This is a genomic window from Psychrobacter sp. TPE 89C, from assembly GCF_055522395.1.
The window spans coordinates 1-19,330 of record NZ_JBVFXW010000052.1 but is presented as its reverse complement, the minus strand read 5'-3'; the positions used below and the strand labels follow the sequence as shown (position 1 = coordinate 19,330).

Below are 19,330 nucleotides of genomic sequence, written 5' to 3'. Positions count from 1 at the left end.
GCTTAGAACCTAAAAGTCCATTAAAAATACAAAAGCAATTCATCATTCTCAAAACACAAAAAAGCCTTTCAAGCTTTATACTTCATAGCTTGAAAGGCTTTTTCGATCGCATATTTTTATCTGGGTAAGCGTTTTAATATTAGGATTTTCTTACCGTTTAGAGCCGCCCTCACTCTATGTTCAACATCGATTTTGCCACAGCTTCGGCCACTTTAATGCCATCAATCCCTGCTGATAATATACCACCTGCGTAGCCAGCGCCTTCGCCTGCAGGAAATAAGCCTTTGGTGTTAATGCTTTGGAATTCTTTATTGCGTTTAATGCTGATTGGTGACGATGTTCTGGTTTCTACGCCAGTTAGTAAACCATCATCAGATGAAAATCCTTTAATTTTTTTATTAAACGCTGGAATGGCTTCACGTATGGCATCCACGGCAAAGTCTGGCAGTGCCTTGCTTAAGTCGGTTAAGGTAATGCCTGGTGTGTAAGAGGGTTTTACATCGCCTAATTCTGAGTCTGGTTTTCCTTTTAAGAAATCACCAATGGTTTGCGCTGGTGCACTGTAGTCTTTTCCGCCTAATTCAAACGCTAAAGTTTCTAGTTGTCTTTGTAAGTCAATACCAGCAAGGGGGTGGTTTGGATAATCTCGCTCTGGGTCGATGCCTACCACAATAGCACTGTTGGCGTTACGCTCGTTCCTTGAATATTGGCTCATGCCATTAGTGACCACACGGCCTTCCTCTGATGCTGCGGCAACCACAGTCCCGCCTGGGCACATACAGAAGCTATAAACAGAACGACCATTTTTACAATGATGAACCAGTTTGTAATCCGCAGCGCCAAGTATTTCGTTTCCAGCATTGTCACCAAAGCGTGCTTGGTCTATGGTTGACTGTTTATGTTCAATCCTAAAACCAATCGAGAAAGGCTTTGCTTCAACATACACGCCTTTATCATGGATCATTTGGAAGGTATCTCGGGCACTGTGACCAACGGCTAAAACAACATGGTTGGTTTTTAAGGTTTCGCCACTATTAAGTGTCACGCCAGTTACTTTTGAGTCAGTGATGTGCAAGTCGTCTACGCGAGTAGCAAAACGGACTTCTCCACCAAGCGCTATGATCTCGGCACGCATTTTTTCTACCATAGTGACTAACTTATAAGTACCTATGTGCGGCTTACTGACAAATAAAATTTCATCTGGTGCGCCAGCTTTTACAAATTCTGTCATTACTTTACGGCCGTAATGATTGGGATCTTTCACTTGGCTATATAATTTACCGTCAGAAAAAGTACCGGCTCCGCCTTCACCGAATTGTACGTTTGATTCTGTGTTTAATTTACGCTGACGCCAAAAGCCAAAGGTGTCTTTAGTGCGTTGTCTTACTTCATTACCGCGTTCAATGATAATAGGTTTAAAACCCATTTGAGCAAGGGTAAGTGCTGCTAATAAACCACAAGGACCAAAACCAATAACAACAGGGCGCTCAGTTAAATCTTTTGGCGCTTCACCTACATATTTGTAACTGGTGTCTGGCGTTGCTTTAACATGGTTGTCTGACTCAAATTGAACCAGTAAATCATTGGTCAAATCCGAATCGGTCAGTGTGATATCTAGCGTATAAATTAATTGGATATTTCTTTTATTACGAGCATCATAACCACGTTTAAACATCACAAATGACGCCATTTGCTCAGCAGAGATTTTAAGTTTTGTCGTTATAGCAGTCGTTAGATCTTCAGGTGCATGATTTAATGGCAATTTAATTTCAGTTAAACGTATCATTGGTTACTCATAAACTCGTGTAGAAAACAGTCTCGCATTTTACTGGTACTGATACAAATAAGCGAATAAATATTTTACTTATGCAGGGTAAATTTGCGTATTTGGTTTGTAGTTTGAAAATGACCCCTGCCGTCAAATCCGTACAATCAAAATTGGGAGACTTTAGTCACGCAACCTGACGATAATAATTAAACCACATCTGTCTTGGCAATAATAGATAACCCAAACCTTTTTAAGCCTAGTTCCTAGTCTCACTGCGAGCACAGCTCTTGTCTAACGTCGCTGCAAAGCAGTATTTTGCTATTCCACTTCTCATGATAATCAAGCTCACAACAGAACTCGTTATAAGGTATGAATAAGGAGTTTTAGCATGAGAAAGCGTACAGGTTGCAGAAGTGTCTACGTACCTATTATATTTGAGGAATTAAGTGCTAATTTAAACGTTCTTAGGTGATATTGCTAATATTGGGTTTTATAAACAGTCCATATTCATCCATTGCTTGCTACCAGTAAGGCGAATGATTTATTTCTTCAGCGAGAAAATCAATAAACCTTCTTTGTAATGGTGTCACCTGCTTTCGATTGGCATAAACCACATAAACACCCAAAGTTTTAGGTTTCCATTCAGGCAATAACTCAATAAGTTGTCCAGAGTCAATCAAGGACTTGACTGCGCCAGATGGCTGTAAGCTAATCCCATGTCCACGCAATGTGGCAGAGAGCAAGACTTCAGAGATATTGGCGCTGATATTGCCAGAGATAGGAACAGACTCTGGACCATTTGGCCCATCAAACACCCATGCCGACCGTCCAAAATACGCAAACGATAGACAGTTGTGATGTACAAGCGACTGTACATCTGTAGGTCTGCCACGCTTTTGTAAATAATCAGGTGCAGCGCATACGATAGAGTGGCACTCACCGATACGTCTGGCAACGACATTTGGCTCTAAGTCATTGGTGATACGAATCGCCAAGTCAATACGGGCATCAACTAAATTGACCGAATCATCAGTGGTAAGAATATCAATTGCTGTTTGCGGCCAGTGAGAAACAAAGCGACCAACCACATCCATCAAAAGGCTATCAATCAGCGAAAAGCTGGCAGTGATTCGCAGCTGACCTTTTAGCTCCAAAGTGTTTTGATTGCGTATCTGATCCAACGAGTCGGTCAATCCAAGCAGCTGATATGCTACCTCAAGCGTCTGCTCACCAGGTGCAGTGAGGCTAAGACTTCTGGTTGTGCGATGCAATAAGCGCACATCCATCCAAACCTCAAGCTCTGCCAGATAGCGCGTTACCTTAGCTCTAGACATGTCTAAATTGTCCGCGGCACGGCTCAGGCTACCTTGCTCAACGATCGTGACAAACACCTGTAACGCGGTCAGCCTATCCATTTCTTCATCCTCATTTGCGCGAAAAATGAAACAGTAAACACTGAATTATAGCGTATTTAAACGAAATACAATCGAATAGAATAGCCATTAACAACGAATACCGCCATTAACGCGGTCTATTTACTCAAACAAAAATACAGGTGGATTATGAAAAAATTAATGACAGCTTCTATGGCAGCCAGTGTTCTACTGCTTGCAACCCAAACGAACGCAGCCGATCTACAGTTACAAAAATATAAACCTGATAAAAATGCTATTTTTCCAGTCACCTCTGTACTAGCGAGTAGTGATACAGACGCTATTTTGTTCGATGCACAGTTCAGTGTCAAAGATGGCGAAGCATTGGTTGATATGATCAAAAAGAGCAATAAAGACCTAAAAATGATTTATATCACGGCAGGCGATCCAGATTACTACTTCGGTCTTCAGCCTTTAGTCAAAGCTTTTCCCAATGTTAAGGTAGTGTCTAGCCCTTCTATTGTTAAACACATTGAGGCGACTAAAGATGCAAAATTAGAGCATTGGGGTCCAATCCTTGGTAAACATGCACCTACCAAAATTACAGTACCTCAAACACTTGATCAGCCTACACTGACCTTAGAAGGCCACAAAATTGAAATCAAAGCGTTCGGAACCCCTCAAGCATACATGTGGGTACCAGAGTCAAAAACAGTTTTCGGCGGCGTGTCGGTAACATCAGGTATGCATGTATGGACTGCTGACACCCAAACCAAAGAAGCACGTAGCGCTTGGATACAATCATTAGAACAAATGAAGCAATTAAAGCCAAACGTTGTTATTCCAGGCCACTATTCAGGCAATCTACTCAAAAAAGACTACGCTGTTGATTTCACACTCAATTATCTAAAAACTTTTGAGCAAGCACTGGGCGAGGCAAAAAAACAAGATTCTAAGCAATCAGAAAAAGTAATTTCAATCATGAAGTCAGCTTATCCAGCGTTGCCCGGAGGCAGTGATTTAGAGTTGAGCAGTCAAGTCAATACAGGTGAAATAGAGTGGTAAATATAGGACAACTATTAAGTAAAAAATACTAACACCTGGCTATGTCTATTAGCCAGATGTTAGTGTCAAGGTGTGCCGTATGAATGCTTTGTCAATAAGCATACGCTAGCACTTCTAATGATAAAAGAGAGCAACTTATGACAATACAATATCGTCGTGCTACGCCTGAAGACTTTGCAGCCATTGTCGACCTCTTTGTCGCCAATATGAATTTGAGTGTATTTACTACTGCCACAGATAAGCGGGTTCTAAAGCAACTGGCTACCCTATTTCTAGCTAAAGACTGTCATCATGCTACTTTTATACAAGTTGCAGAATATCGTGACATTATTTGCGGTGTGGTGATAGGGGTCACTAAACAAGATCCATATAAAGCTTTATTATTCGATGATAAGCCTATTATTGATCAGATAGAAAGCAAGTTGCGCCTGTCTGAACAAGGACAACAGGTATTAAGTGATTTACAGAAAAAAGAATCGGCTAGCGCGAAACGAAAGAAAGTCGATTTTGATAACGAATTACAGTTCTTCTGTGTAGATCCAGACTATCGTCGCCACCGTATTGGTGCAACGTTGATTCAGGCATTTGAGACTTATCTCGTCGCACAGAGCGTAACCACGTATGCATTACATACAGACACTTTGTGTACTTATCAATACTACGATAATAATGGCTATCAACGTGTTGATCAGTATCCCAACGACCTAAACCCGCAAATAATGCACTATACCTATGTCAAACCTTTATCTTAACGAGTTTGTAAAGACGACGAATGGTTTTGACATCATAGATATACTAAGTTGGACGGTACAGTATCTTGTTACTTACAAAATATGATTTGCTGTAAAAAAGATTGGTAACGCTATATATAATATAGCGTTACCAATCTTTTTTACTGAGATGATGATGTTCTGACTGGGGTTTGCTATAAGATCAACTAACACTAATAGTAATTTACCACCCTGCTTTGCGCCTACTTCTCTATTCATAGTTTTGATTAAAAATTACCGATAGCTCATTTGCTGCTTCTTGCATAAGAGGTACATAACTAAGCAACTCCTCTAGACTTTTTCTCACGGTCGGACCGTGCGTAAACACCGTCGCAAAGGCTTGCTGATCGCCATTGGGAATCATGACCGCACAGGCAACCATACCTGGAATAAACTCCTCATTATCTATGCCTACTCCCGTCTCACGCGTTGTAGTAATCGTTTGCATCAGTTGTTTTTTATCGGTCTGAGTTTTGGTCGTTAGCGCATGTATCGACATTTTTTCAACGATGCGCTCGCATTTCTCATCCGCTAGCTGTGATAGCAACAATTTACCACTGGCACTGGCCCAAACTGGTACATGCGTGCCCGAAGGCAGAAATATTTGTAGCGGCCAATCCGACATAACGCGATCGATATAAACTACATCCAAGTCTTGCAAAATCGAAATACCCACCGTCTCCCCTATTTGCGCTGACAGCTCGTTCAGTATGGCCAACCTTTCATTTTTAAAGTCACTGTTTTGCAATAAGTTCATGGCAAGCTTATAAGTGCGCTTACCGCAAGTGACCTTTCCTGGCAAATCTAACTGCACAAACCCAAGACCCTGCAGTTGATCCAATAGCCGATACATACTCGGCACTGGCACTTCTAATGTTTCTGCTAAATCGCTGACACTCATTGGTCTTTGCGAGCTGGCTAGCACTTCTACTATCTGCAAAACGCGCTCAACACTTGAACCTTTCTTTTTAGTATTACTCATTGTTTGGTTTAAACCTCTGGCTGACTCGCAGCAAATAAATTTATTTATTATAACGATAAAATTTACGCTTTTGCGTCTTGCTATTACAAAAACATTCTGTTACCTTTCACATATCGATAAGAAATTTATCGTTATGTGAATTTTATATCTAAGCGCTATCCACTTCTGTGAATAGTTCGTGCGACGATTGAGCTGCCTACTACGCTCATATCTGAAGTCATTAATTCAAGGATGAATCACCATGTCACACAGTATCCTGCTCCCAAGAACGATGGAAATTGGACGCGATGCCTGCCAAAAGCTGCCAGTAATATTGGCCAGCTTAGGGGTGAAAAAACCCCTTATTATCACTGACGAGATGATGGTTAAACTCGGCTATGTCGATAACATACAAAACATTTTGAAAGCAGCACAAATCAATGCCGATGTATTTTCAGAGACGGTACCAGAGCCTACTGAAAGCTCTATTGAGGCTGGCGTGTCTCAAGTAAAAGCGCAAGATTACGATGGTCTGATTGCCTTAGGTGGCGGAAGTCCTATCGATAGTGCAAAGGCCATTGCTATTCTAGGAAAATTTGGCGGCGTGATTCGTGATTATAAGTTTCCTCGTCAAGTTGATGAAGCAGGCCTGCCTATTATTGCCATACCGACGACGGCAGGCACAGGATCAGAAGTAACACGCTTTACCATCATTACCGATGAAGCTAATAACGAAAAGCTGTTGTGCGTGGGTATGGGATTTATGCCCGTCGCAGCCATTATCGACTATAGCCTCACGCTCAGCGTACCACCGCGTACTACCGCAGATACGGGTATCGATGCGATGACCCATGCTATCGAAGCGTATATCAGCCCCAAACGTAATGCCTATAGCGACCAACAGGCGCTCGCCGCCCTACGCTTAATCGGACCCAATATCCAAACGGCTTATCACGACGGCAAAGATGAAACCGCCCGTGAAGCAATGATGCTGGGCTCTACTTTAGCAGGTATTGCATTCTGTAATTCTTCGGTGGCGCTGGTACATGGCATGAGTCGTCCAATCGGTGCTTTTTTCCATGTGCCGCATGGCCTATCAAACGCGATGCTATTGCCAACCATTACAGAATTCGGCATCTCTAGTGCGCCTGAGCGTTATGCAGACTGCGCGCGTGCCTTAGGAATAGCAGATCACAGCGAGACAGATGATCAGGCCAACGTCAGCTTGGTCAATTATCTAAAAAGCTTAAATGATGAGCTTCACGTGCCCACATTGGCACAGTTTGGTGTACAAAAAGCAGATTTTGATGCGCTAATAAACACGATGTGCGAGCAAGCATTTGCATCAGGTTCACCCAACAATAACCCTAGAATACCTACTCATGAAGAGATGGTTCAACTCTATACCTTGCTATGGGCTGACAACACTGTTGCTGAGAGTTCACTCAATTAAAACAGCCGTCATTTACGATTAACCTACTAATTATTCACACGTTTAAAGGAATTAAACCTATGCAAACAATCGGACATTTTATTAATGGCAGCCTGTCAAATAATGACAGCCAAACTCAAGATGTTTACAACCCATCAACTGGTGATGTCAGCAAAAAAGTCGCTTTAGGTGGTGAAAAAACAATTAGCGAAGCAGTCGCTGCGGCTAAAGCGGCTTTTCCCGCATGGAGCAAAACCTCGCCACTAAAACGCGCGCGCGTCATGTTCAAATTCAAAGAGTTGTTAGAGCAAAATGCGGATGAAATCTGCAGACTGGTTGGCGAAGAGCACGGGAAAATCGTACATGATGCGGCAGGCGAGTTACAGCGCGGTATTGAAAACGTCGAATATGCATGCGGCGCACCTGAGCTGCTCAAAGGCGAGCACAGCCGCAATGTGAGTACTGATATAGACTCTTGGAGTGAGTTTCATCCACTAGGTGTCGTCGCTGGTATCACACCATTCAACTTCCCTGTGATGGTGCCACTGTGGATGTTCCCGATGGCCATCGTGTGCGGTAATACCTTTGTATTAAAACCGTCTGAGCGTGACCCAAGTTCCACACTTTTCATCGCGCAGCTTTTACAGCAAGCGGGCCTACCAGATGGTGTCATCAACGTCGTAAATGGTGGCAAAGAAGCCGTTGATGCTATTTTGCATCATCCAGATGTCAAAGCCGTTAGCTTTGTGGGCTCAACCCCTATCGCTGAATACATCTATACCACAGCCGCTGCACAAGGCAAACGTTGCCAAGCATTAGGCGGTGCAAAAAACCATGCGATTGTCATGCCAGATGCGGACTTAGACAATGTCGTAACCTCATTATTGGGTGCTGCTTTTGGCTCATCAGGCGAGCGTTGTATGGCGCTATCTGTTGCTGTTGCCGTTGGTGACGAAACGGCTGACAAGATGATTGCGGCCCTACAGCCTGCTATTAAAGAGCTAAAACTAGGTCTTCATTCAGATAAGAGCAACGACTTTGGCCCTGTCATTACAGCAGCACACAAATCTAAGATTTTAGATTACATCAAAAGTGCTGCTGAACAAGGTGCAGAGCTCATCATCGATGGCTCTGATGCTGCACCAGAAGGCAATGAAAATGGATTTTTCGTAGGTCCTACTCTGATTGATCATGTCACTAAAGAGATGTACAGCTACGAGGCAGAAATTTTCGGTCCCGTTTTACAGGTGATGCGTGTGCAGACCATGGCCGAGGCAGTGCAACTCATAAACGACCATGAATATGGTAACGGCACCTGTATTTATACGAGAGATGGAGAAGCGGCGCGTTACTTTATTGACAACATTCAAGTCGGTATGGTTGGTGTCAATATTCCACTACCAGTACCTGTAGCGTCTCAAAGCTTTGGTGGCTGGAAGCGTTCATTATTTGGTGACTTGGCCATGTACGGACCAGACGGCGTGAGATTCTTCACTCGTCGTAAGACCATTACGCAGCGCTGGCCTAGTGCGGCATTGAGAGAAGAAAAACAGTTCTCTATGCCAACTTAATAGCACTGCCTTTTCAAGGTGCTAGCCTTTAAGAACACTACATTATAAAGGCGCTACATTATAAAGCCCTTACCTTTTAAGCGCACTGCATAATCAGTGCGCTTAAAAGCAGTCGTTTGTATTCAAAAAATGCTGCTTGCTTCTGACTCTCTCCATTAGTGGACGACTGGCAAGTGCTCTGACTGAATTCTAATTTTTCATAGTCGTACCATAAAATTCTAAGGATAGATAACTATGCGAGAAACTTTTGAATTGCCATTACTGGGTGTCAAAGTCATCGATTTTGGTCAATATATTGCCGGTCCCGCTGTCGGTATGATGCTTGGCGACTTAGGCGCAACCGTGGTTCATATAGATCCGCCATCAGGCCCAAAGTGGCACAGTCCAGCCAATGCGGTATTGAATCGCAACAAATTGATGTTAACACTCGATCTTAAGACAGATGAAGGCTTGGCACAAGCTAGGCAGTTAATTTTAGAAAGTGACATCGTTATCGAAGGCTTTCGCCCTGGAAAAATGGCAGAAATGGGATTAGATCTGGTCGCGCTACGAAAAGAGCGGCCACAGCTGATCACACTGTCCATCCCTGGATTTGCATCGAATGACGAAAATCGCCGTGAGTTACGTGCCTATGAAAGCATTGTGGCAGCGAGCTCGGGGGTGTTTACTGACATGGGTTTAAACCGTGTGCTCATGGGCATCAATCCCTCGTTCTCACCCCTACCACTGCCCTCTGCGTATGGCGCAATGCTGGCAGGCTCTTCCGTTGTTTTTGCACTACAAGCACGTGAAAACACGGGACTTGGCGATGCTATTGAAGTTCCGCTTGCTGCGGCTGTGATGGAAGGCCTTTGTTACAACTCAATCGATATCGAAAACTTACCTGAACGCTATTTGACCCAACGTGAAGTTGAGATTCAACGTCGCCGCGTTGAAGGTATTCCCATGAATATGGACTACGAAGCATTGCAAGAACTGCTGGATCCTTTTTACCGCAGTTACATGTGTAAAGATGGCCGTATGTTTTACGTGGTATGCCCCAGCCATAAAAATCACGCCAAGCGTTGTTTGCAAGTACTCGGGTTATACGACGAATTACTTGAGGAAGGATTGACTGAGGAAGACGATACTTATTTGCCTTCTAGTCAGTGGACATCTGATACATCGCTTGGGGTTTATCCCATGCCAAAACATTGGGCAGATCGTATTGCCGAGAAAATGAAAGTGGCGTTTTTATTACGTACGTCAAAAGAGTGGCAGAAGATTTTTGGGAAACGCGGCATACCTGGTGCACCGCAGCGTTGGCTACAAGAGTGGATTCATGATGATCATGCGGAAACAACAGGACTCATGATTGAAGTTGATGATCCCACTTATGGCAAGATGATTCAGCCAGGCCCAATTGTGTGGTTAGAAGAATGTGGCGAGTTGATGTTACAACCAAAAGCACCGCAGCCTATCGACTTTGATGGTGCATTGAAAAAATTAAAGGCAATCAAAACCAAGTTGCCTTCAATCAATAATGTTGATGAAAAAAGCGGTTGGTTAGACGGTATTAAAGTACTGGATCTTTGTAATGTTATTGCAGGCCCGCATTCGGCCTGCTATTTGGCGCGTTTTGGTGCAGAAGTTATCAAGCTTGATTCTGCTTCTCCATTATACGACAGCTGGAATACCGTCATCTATGGTATGTCTCAAATGGTCGGCAAACGCTCCATACTTGCTGATATTAGCAAGGGAACAGGACGAGAAGTGTTCGAGAAGTTGGTTCGTTCCGTTGACGTTATTGTTTGGAATGCAACAGACACACAAATCAAGAAAATGGGCTTGGATACTGAAGGCTTAAAAGCCTTAAATCCTGACGCTATCTTCTGCAAACTTGATTGTTTTAGCGGTGTCCGTAAGGGTCCGAGTAGTGATTTCATAGGCTATGACGATGTGGTACAGGCATCTACCGGCATCATGTTGCGTTGCGGCGGTGCTATGGATACTCCTGAAGAACATGCACACGTTGGTACCATTGATGTCATGTGCGGCTTTGGTGGTGCCATGAGTATTGGTGTGGCGCTCTATCAAAAATATCGTACAGGCCGCATTGGACGTGGTCGTACTTCATTGGTCGCCAATAGCGCCTTGCTACAAATCCCTTATTGCTATGATTTTGAAAAACGCGGGTTATTCAATGAGCCATCAGGTCGAGAAACCAACGGCCATGATGAATTGACGCGCTTTTACTATACCTCTTCAGGGAACTACTTGTTATTAAACGCGTATGAAATTGATGTAAAAAACTTCGAAAACGTTGAAGACTTACAAGGTTTCAGTGAGTTGGATAAAAGTGAACGTGCGGCATTCTTGTCTAATATTTTTCAAAAAGCGCCTGCTCATGACTGGGTAGAACGTCTGCAAGCTGCCGATATTGCGGCTGTCGTCTGTGCGGATATCAATGCATTACGTGCTGAATACAGCCGCACAGCAGATGGTACATCAGGTACTGATCGTGGTAGTTATTCTTTTTCAATTTATGAAGATCATCCAAGTGGTCATACGGTGACACAGCTTGATCCTTATGCTATTCGTCCGTCGAACAGCATCGTGTATGCACTCTCTAGACCTGAAAAATTTGGACAATCCACCCGTCAAATCATGCTAGAACTTGGCTATAGCGAGGCAGACATTGACGCCAGTATTGCCAGTGGTGATTTGAGTGATAGTTGGAGTCAAGAGTTTTTACCAAGTTAAATAGGTAGTGTCATCAGTTGGAGTGCCCTGCTAACCATGATGGAGGTTGGTTGGTATCTGGCTGATGACATGCCTTGAATAATAGGGGTTAAGCTGCTCGAAGGACGATGCAGTTTAATGCTCATTTGAACAAAAGGAAGACCATCTAAAGGATTAGATATGAAAAATAGCAGCAGAAAACCTTTAACCAAACTGCCGATTAAAGTGGCCACAAAAGGTTTTTATGAAGGGTTTAATAAAGACGTTACGATTACCGCTAAAATCTTACTGGGTCTGCTCATTGTTTGGGCTGTCATTTTTCCTGATAATTCAACGACGATATTAGGGTCGCTCAATACTTTCTTACTCAATCACTTTTCGACATGGTATATTTTATGCGTCGCCTTTTTCTTAATTTTGGCGTTGATTCTGGCCGTTGTGCCACGCTATGGGAGGTTGATTTTAGGGGACACCGGAGATAAACCTGAGTTCTCCAACTTTTCATGGTTTTCGATGATTTTTGGCGCAGGCATCGGTGTTGGTATGTTAACTTTTGCGACCGCAGAGCCGATGTATCACTTTGCCAATAACCCTGAAGTGATCAAAGGGTTGGCAACGGGCTCTGGTGCCGACAATGTACGATATGCCTATAAATGGGCCTTTCTACATTGGGGATTCAGCGCATGGATCTGTTATTCCTTAGTCGGATTATCGATGGCCTATTTTTCGTTTCGACGTAAATTACCTCTAACCATTCGCTCAGGTCTTGCGCCATTATTCGGCCAAAAACTATCAGGTAAGCTCGGTAATACCATTGACATCGTTGCCGTTATTGCAACTATCTTGGGCGTTGCACAGACATTAGGGTTTGGGGTTGAGCAATTCGTTTCTAGTATGTACCGTGTTGGTTTGGGCGAATGGTTGATGAATGCTGATGGCACGTCATCAACAGCAGCTATTATCGTTGCACTGGTCGTTATCGTTAGTATAGCAACCCTATCTGCGCTTTCTGGGCTAGGTAAAGGGGTGAAATGGCTGTCGAATATCAACATGGGATTGAGTCTGGTTCTGTTTGCCTTCTTCTTAATATTCGGTTCGACATTCTTTGGTTTACAATCTTTCTTCTTAGGTGTGTTTGACTATGTCGTCGCACTTCCCGAGCTGCTATTTACGGTTTGGCAGCCAGATGGTACGGTGGTCGGTGACACACTTGCCACATGGCAAAAAGACTGGTCTGTATTTTATTGGGCATGGTGGATTGCTTTTGGTCCCTTTGTTGGTGTTTTCTTTGCTCGCATCTCACGTGGTCGTAGTATTCGGACTTATTTATTCGGTACCGTTATCCTACCTGCTCTGATGTGTTTTATTTGGTTTTCAATGGTGGGTGGAACCGCGATTGACTTAACGCTAGGTGGCACCAACGCCATCTCAAGCGTGGGTCAAGAATCTCAATTATTGGCAATGCTTGATGTGATGCTATCACCAGGCTTTGCTTGGGTAATGGCAATTTTAGTTCTGGTCTTACTATTGACCTACTTAGTCACGACTTTAGATTCGGCAATTTTAGTTATCAATACCATCAATTCAGGTGGTAACGAGGGTCCAAAAGGCCGCCCACATATTATCTTTTGGGGCGTAATACTGGCATTGGTTGTTGGGGTACTGCTGATAAGCGGAGGATTGGGTGCGATTAAAACGGCGATGGTTATTGGTGCCCTGCCCTTTAGTTTTGTGATGGTACTCATGGGAATATCACTGGTCAAAGCCATTCTTTATGATACCAGTCCGGCTAGGCTAGAGACGATAAAACCGGTCGACGAACCATAATTTAGATATACATACTTAGGAAACACAGCACGCGCAACGCTAAATGATAGCAAGTGAACCGCCCTGAGATTGTTGGAAACTCAATATTCTGAGAGAATACGACAATTCTAGGGCGACTCATTATTGATTACTTATCATTACCTAGTAACACTACCACCTACTTCCATCTCCACATTGTCTTGATAGAAAACTACTAATATATAACTCACTACCCATACTTTCCTTTCTGTCACAACCTCATCGACAATACTTTGACATCAGTAGTCATTAAAAATGTCATTATACTATCAAAACAGCTTTCAATCATCCTACAATAATCAGGAGTAAACCTATAATAACTAACAGCAAGTTATTGAATTATTTAACAATATAAGAAGTCAAGTGGTATGAACTAATCTGATGCTTGCATACCGATATTTTTGGGTTCTCTTTAATGTTTTTATAAAAATGAAGGTTGAATAATGAGGTAAAACAATCTAATAATAGATCTATAAGTTCTAGACATTTATCTAGCGACTTATACCCACTACTTTTAGGAAATTAATACAATGACGTATAAAAATGTAACAGTCGCTGGAAGCGGCATCCTAGGCTATCAAATTGCTTTTCAAGCCGCATTTCATGGCTTTAATGTCAGTGTCTATGACATCAATGATGAGGTTTTGGAAAAAGCAAAGGCAAAATTTCAATTGATGTGCAAAGCTTTTCGAAAGGATTTGAGGGCAACCCAAGAGCAGTTGGACAAGGCTTTCGATAATCTTAGTTATACCTCAGACTTAGCAGAAGCAGTCAAAAATGCTGACCTAATGATTGAGGCTATTCCCGAAATTACTGACATTAAAATCGAATTTTATGAAAAGCTTGCCAAATTAGCGCCAGAGAAAACCATCTTTGCGACCAATACCTCAACCTTACTTCCTAGCCAGTTTGCGGAATCAACGGGACGACCTGCGCAGTTTTTAGCACTCCATTTTGCCAATAAGATTTGGATGCATAATGTTGCTGAAATCATGGGGCATCCTGGCACAGACCCTAACGTGTTTGATGACGTTGTTGCCTTTTCTACTGCCATCGGTATGGTGGCAATGCCGCTGTACAAAGAACAACCTGGCTACATAATGAACAGTTTATTGGCACCCTTTATAGATGCAGGTCTGCAATTATTAGCCAAAGAGGTTGCAGACCCGCACACAATAGATAAGACATGGATGATAGTGACTGGTGCGCCTGTAGGACCATTTGGCATCTTAGATACTATCGGTATAAACACGGCCTATAACATCACTAAGCTGGCCGCTGAAACGACTCAAAATCCTGCAAGATTAAAGGCCGCTAAATACCTAAAAGAGCAGATGATTGATCAAAATAAAATGGGTGCGGCAACTGGCGAAGGATTTTATACTTATCCAAACCCTGCCTTTATGCAACCTGATTTTTTAAAATAATACATAGCTCTTTATCCATCATAGTTTGTTATAGTCAATCCTCTATAAAAGAATGGCAGCATTACTTATAAAACCAAAAAGACCTTCAAGCAATTGAAGGTCTTTTTTAATGTGCGGAAGAACAACCCTACTATCAAATTTGTATAACCAAACTTTGGAGTTCGTTAGAGGTTCGTTAGAAATCAGCTTGGCAAACACAAATATTGCGGTAAATGCGCTGTGCAAAGAACCGTTATTTTTCTCTTCTCAGCATATCAATCAGCTTGCCTGCTAGCGGAAATGACACTAGCTGTGTCAAAGGCACAAGTATGATGGTTTCGATTAATACCACCACTGGCAGGCTCAAACCCTGAGTCACAGGCTTCAACAACGTCAATACGATCAGGAGCGTTGGGTAAAGTCCAACATACCCTACCAATATACGTATCAGTCTTTCTTTAGTATTCTGATTCATTGCCTACTACCTGTTGATAAAAAAATCTTTACGCGACAAAAACGATAATTGTCGCTTGATGATTGACTGTTTAGGAATATCCTACAAGTCCCAAATTTATAAACAAAAATAAGGCCATTAGTATTAACGGCCTTATCTCATTCACTGCTCAGCTGCTACGCTCTTATTGATATCGTTGATTCATTCTAAAAGAGAGTCAAGGCAACCGAGTGCAGATGTAACTGTGATACTTCAAACGAGGTTAACGCTGTCACTCTTTTATAGAGGATTAACTATAGTAAGGATAATCACTATAGCCAATATCAGTACCACCATACATAGTGGCAGGGTCTGCCTCATTCAATGGCCAGTTATTAGCAATACGCTCGGGTAAATCTGGATTAGCGATAAAAGGACGACCAAACGCGAATAAATCACCGTAGCCTTTTTCTAAAATGTTCACGGCTTTTTGTACCGTGTACTTGCCAGCATAAATAATACGTCCTGAAAATTCTTCCCTCACCGCTTGATAAAAAGTGTCTGGTAAATCAGGCGCATTATCCCAATCAGCTTCAGCAATCGACAAGTAAGCAATGCCAGCTTGCTCAAGGACTTTAATCGCCTCAATATACGTATGATGAGGGTCTGACTCTACCAAGCCTAAATACACGCGCGTCTCATCCGTACTCTCAAACAAAGGCGCAAAACGCACGCCCAAACGATCAGCGCCAACCACATCACTGACAGCGGCTACTATCTCTTTTAAGAAGCGCAAACGATTGGTCAACGACCCACCATATTGGTCATCACGTGTGTTGCTATGTTCAGAAATAAACTGATTGACCAAATACCCATTGGCACAATGCAGTTCTACCCCATCAAAACCCGCTTCCAATGCATTGCGCGCAGCGGCCGCATACATACTTACCAGTTCACCAACTTCATCGGTACTGAGTGCACGCGGTGCGCTTGGATCGGCCAATGCGCCTGTACCTGGACCTGTTTCAATAAATACTTTTACATTATCAGCAGCAATCGCTGACGGCCCTACAGGCTGAGCACCGTTAGGTTGTAAGCTGGTGTGCGACACACGGCCCACGTGCCAAAGCTGAGCAAAAATAATACCGCCTTTGTCATGTACTGCTTGCGTGACTTTTTTCCAACCTTCAACTTGGGCTGGTGAATGGATACCTGGCGTCCAAGCATAACCTTGGCCTCTTGGTTCAATCTGCGTACCTTCAGTCACCATAAAGCCTGCTGACGCGCGCTGCGCATAATAGCTGGCCATTAAGTCATTAGGGATATTGTCAGGTTGCGTGCTGCGAGAGCGTGTCAACGGTGGCATTACGATGCGGTTTTTGAGCGTATAAGGCCCAAGTGCTACAGAGGAAAATAGTGTATTTGTATTTAGAATGGTTTGTGTCATAAGTGTCTCTTTTAAAGCAGCTGATGGCTTATTATTAAAGGTATTCGGCCTGTTTTGATGCTTAATAGCTCATTTAGTAGCTACTTAAGCAATGTTAGTCAGCATAGCGTTTTAAGGGTACAATTAGAAACAACCACTTATTGTTTAAGATACAACTATTAATGGTATGCATGATGAATGGTATGAATCGGCTCGATATTAAGCAACTTAGAGTATTACAGGCGCTGCTTGATCTAAAAAACCTCTCGAAAGTCGCACGCAAAATGGGGCTGACCCAACAAGCCATTAGTGAGCAGTTGCGTAAGTTACGTGAGGTGTTTGATGATCGTCTGTTTATTCGTCAAGGCAATAGCATGGTGGCAACGCCAAAGGCGCTATCAATGGAGCAAGCCCTTAACGATATACTAAAACAGTTGGAAGATTTGTTAGAGCCAGAGGTTTTTATGCCGCACACATACAAAGGCGTATTTACGATTAGTGCGACTGACTATGCGACGCAGGCATTATTACCGCAATTGTTTAATATTACGCGACGCGACGCACCTGATCTGAAGCTGATCGTCCGTGATTTTGCCTCGGACAATATCAATCAGCTGATAGCAGCAGGCGAGCTTGATTTGCTGATTACCTTTCCCGAATTCATCCCAGATAACTTATCGTATATCACTCTGTTTGAAGAGCAACATTTATGCGTGACGGGTTGTGAAAATAAACTTCCAACAGAGCCATTAACACTGGCGCAAGTGGCTGCTCATGCTCAACTAGTAGTATCGCCTTCGCGTGCTAATTTACGCGGCTCTCATGATCAATGGTTTGCAGAAAAAGGTCTAAAACGAAATATTGTGATGTCAGTTCCTAGTTTTTCAGCCGTACCAGATATTTTGCACACGACTGACATGATTGCGTTTTATCCTTCGCGGTTATTGCCGAATAGCAAGGTCAAAGAACTTGAGGTTGAAGCATTGCCACCTACTTTTAAAGTCATAGCGGCATGGCATCCACGTACCAGCGACAGTGGTATACATCGTTGGTTAATTGAGCAGTTGAGAAATCTATAGTAAGTGATGTTAGTTATGACCAATTTTGACCTGTGCTGTTTTAACTTTTGTTAATTTATACCTGTTGTGTAGGAACCAGAGAAATCTTATTCAACCATATTTTGCTAACTCTGACTGATCGGCTACCTTTTCTACATTAGATGTAATAGCTAATGACAACAACCTTCTCTAAAACTAAAAAAGTCCTTTAAGCCGTATAAATCATAGCTTAAAAGACTTTTTCAGTCTGAGCTGTTTAAAACTTACGAGATAATGGTCATTTCGTTTATGACAAACTCATCGATCATCCCGTCTGTTACTGTTACATAGTTTTGAAAATGCGGGCTTTCTACATGCTTCTGCAACAGCTCATTGTTTTCCCAAATCTCATAAAAGATAAAGCCATTACTATTCGTATTGTCTTGATGCAGGTCATATTGGATACAACCTTGATCAGTTTGTGAAGCTGCTGTTAGCTTGAGAAGCTCTAACTTTACTTGCTCAACGTGCTCAGGCTTGGCTTTGACAGTGGCAACGATGGTGAGCGGTTTGTTCGCTTGTGTGTTCATAAATTTTTCCTATGTTTAGGTATTATAATTATTTCAAATAAATTTAAGCAGCTTTAACGTGTGCGCTCAAAATATTAAATCAGACTTGTAAATTTAAGCGATCATTTGACGCTTTATACAGGCTGGACTTCTAATAATTTTTTGCCATTTGCTTGACGATTTTCCAATGTATGTCGCGTAATACGTAAGTGCTCGGTTGGTATAGTATCAAGAAAGTGAATGTTGATATGTTATATAATTTATAAGATAAATCACATAACGTTATCTCAAGATTGAGAGTATCAATGATATAGGAGCATGCTCAAAACAACTCTAATTTTACTTATACTTTTCCTACATGATGCTGCAAAAATCAGTGTTTGGATACGATCCTAAAATTGGAAGTCCATTAAAAAGATATATCAAAGTCGATAATTTCTTCAATAAATTTTGATTCAATGGCTGATAAGTTTCGGTGTTTGTGCCAAAAAATATATACAGGTATATCAGCAATCCCATCTTTCGGGGGCAAGCGTCTAAGTTTAGATGCTAGATGAGTAGCAGCAACAAACTTATCTGGCAAAGCACCTATGCCATATCCAGTATAAATCAGTCGAACTAGCTCATCTAAATTATTTGTGTAGGCACTAACGTGACCAGTAAAATCATGGGCTTCTTTAAATAAAGCTATTGGTGAAAGAACATCACCAATAGCTTCGCTATTAAATGCAATAAAATTTTCTTCTAATATATTACTAATACTCAATTCTTTTACGGAGAACAAAGGATGGTGATATCCACAATATAGGTAATAACGTTGATTGAAGAGTATCTTTTGATTGAGAGTATCAGATGTATGCTTTGCTAAACAAATACCAATGGCAGGATTTTTTTGCTTTAAATCATTTAAAATATCCATACTTGATTTGACCGTCAAATCTAACGTAATATTC

The 19,330-nt window shown here is 42.3% G+C and carries 15 protein-coding genes; 8 read left to right on the top strand and 7 right to left on the bottom strand.

Features of this window, described 5'->3' with window-relative positions:
• Nucleotides 1–169 precede the first annotated feature (169 nt).
• Nucleotides 170–1,786, bottom strand: coding sequence for an NAD(P)/FAD-dependent oxidoreductase (locus tag ACZW67_RS12410; protein WP_465183499.1), 1,617 nt, complete (start codon nucleotides 1,784–1,786; stop codon nucleotides 170–172).
• Between the two features lie 503 nt (nucleotides 1,787–2,289).
• A complete protein-coding gene (locus tag ACZW67_RS12405) occupies nucleotides 2,290–3,183 on the bottom strand; it encodes a LysR family transcriptional regulator (RefSeq protein ID WP_465183498.1) in 894 nt (297 codons plus the stop codon).
• Nucleotides 3,184–3,330: 147 nt separating this feature from the next.
• Here ACZW67_RS12405 and ACZW67_RS12400 point away from each other — a divergent pair, with 147 nt between their 5' ends.
• Both ACZW67_RS12400 and ACZW67_RS12395 read left to right on the top strand, forming a co-directional pair.
• A complete protein-coding gene (locus ACZW67_RS12400) occupies nucleotides 3,331–4,206 on the top strand; it encodes an MBL fold metallo-hydrolase (RefSeq protein WP_465183497.1) in 876 nt (291 codons plus the stop codon).
• Between the two features lie 137 nt (nucleotides 4,207–4,343).
• Entirely contained in the window at nucleotides 4,344–4,958 is a 615-nt protein-coding gene (locus tag ACZW67_RS12395; protein WP_465183496.1) for a GNAT family N-acetyltransferase, read from the top strand.
• 229 nt (nucleotides 4,959–5,187) lie between these two features.
• Here the strand turns inward: ACZW67_RS12395 and ACZW67_RS12390 are convergent, their stop codons facing one another.
• Complete coding sequence (locus tag ACZW67_RS12390) at nucleotides 5,188–5,958, bottom strand: IclR family transcriptional regulator (protein WP_197102638.1); 771 nt, start codon at nucleotides 5,956–5,958, stop codon at nucleotides 5,188–5,190.
• A gap of 241 nt (nucleotides 5,959–6,199) precedes the next feature.
• Between ACZW67_RS12390 and ACZW67_RS12385 the strand changes: the two genes are divergently transcribed.
• The 5 genes from ACZW67_RS12385 (at nucleotide 6,200) to ACZW67_RS12365 (ending at nucleotide 14,933) form a co-directional block, all read left to right on the top strand.
• On the top strand, nucleotides 6,200–7,390 hold the full coding sequence (locus ACZW67_RS12385; RefSeq protein WP_465183495.1) for an iron-containing alcohol dehydrogenase: 1,191 nt from the start codon (nucleotides 6,200–6,202) through the stop codon (nucleotides 7,388–7,390).
• Between the two features lie 59 nt (nucleotides 7,391–7,449).
• A complete protein-coding gene (locus tag ACZW67_RS12380) occupies nucleotides 7,450–8,940 on the top strand; it encodes a CoA-acylating methylmalonate-semialdehyde dehydrogenase (protein WP_465183494.1) in 1,491 nt (496 codons plus the stop codon).
• Nucleotides 8,941–9,174: 234 nt separating this feature from the next.
• Entirely contained in the window at nucleotides 9,175–11,682 is a 2,508-nt protein-coding gene (locus ACZW67_RS12375) for a CoA transferase (protein WP_465183493.1), read from the top strand.
• Between the two features lie 159 nt (nucleotides 11,683–11,841).
• Nucleotides 11,842–13,488 carry a BCCT family transporter gene (locus tag ACZW67_RS12370; protein WP_465183492.1) on the top strand — a complete coding sequence of 549 codons (1,647 nt, stop codon included), beginning with the start codon at nucleotides 11,842–11,844 and terminating at the stop codon, nucleotides 13,486–13,488.
• 548 nt (nucleotides 13,489–14,036) lie between these two features.
• On the top strand, nucleotides 14,037–14,933 hold the full coding sequence (locus ACZW67_RS12365; protein ID WP_465183491.1) for a 3-hydroxyacyl-CoA dehydrogenase: 897 nt from the start codon (nucleotides 14,037–14,039) through the stop codon (nucleotides 14,931–14,933).
• A gap of 232 nt (nucleotides 14,934–15,165) precedes the next feature.
• Here ACZW67_RS12365 and ACZW67_RS12360 read toward each other — a convergent pair whose 3' ends face one another.
• Both ACZW67_RS12360 and ACZW67_RS12355 read right to left on the bottom strand, forming a co-directional pair.
• Entirely contained in the window at nucleotides 15,166–15,387 is a 222-nt protein-coding gene (locus ACZW67_RS12360) for a hypothetical protein (protein WP_465183490.1), read from the bottom strand.
• A gap of 268 nt (nucleotides 15,388–15,655) precedes the next feature.
• Nucleotides 15,656–16,792, bottom strand: a complete 1,137-nt coding sequence (locus ACZW67_RS12355) for an alkene reductase (RefSeq protein WP_465183489.1) — start codon at nucleotides 16,790–16,792, stop codon at nucleotides 15,656–15,658.
• Nucleotides 16,793–16,974: 182 nt separating this feature from the next.
• Between ACZW67_RS12355 and ACZW67_RS12350 the strand changes: the two genes are divergently transcribed.
• Complete coding sequence (locus tag ACZW67_RS12350) at nucleotides 16,975–17,850, top strand: LysR family transcriptional regulator (protein WP_465183488.1); 876 nt, start codon at nucleotides 16,975–16,977, stop codon at nucleotides 17,848–17,850.
• A gap of 242 nt (nucleotides 17,851–18,092) precedes the next feature.
• On the opposite strand, the gene ACZW67_RS12345 is transcribed toward ACZW67_RS12350, so the two are convergent.
• Nucleotides 18,093–18,398: a putative quinol monooxygenase gene (locus ACZW67_RS12345; protein WP_352257794.1), complete on the bottom strand. Its 306-nt coding sequence runs from the start codon at nucleotides 18,396–18,398 to the stop codon at nucleotides 18,093–18,095.
• 388 nt (nucleotides 18,399–18,786) lie between these two features.
• A partial coding sequence (locus tag ACZW67_RS12340; protein WP_465183487.1) for a LysR family transcriptional regulator substrate-binding protein occupies nucleotides 18,787–19,330 on the bottom strand: 544 nt, incomplete at its 5' end.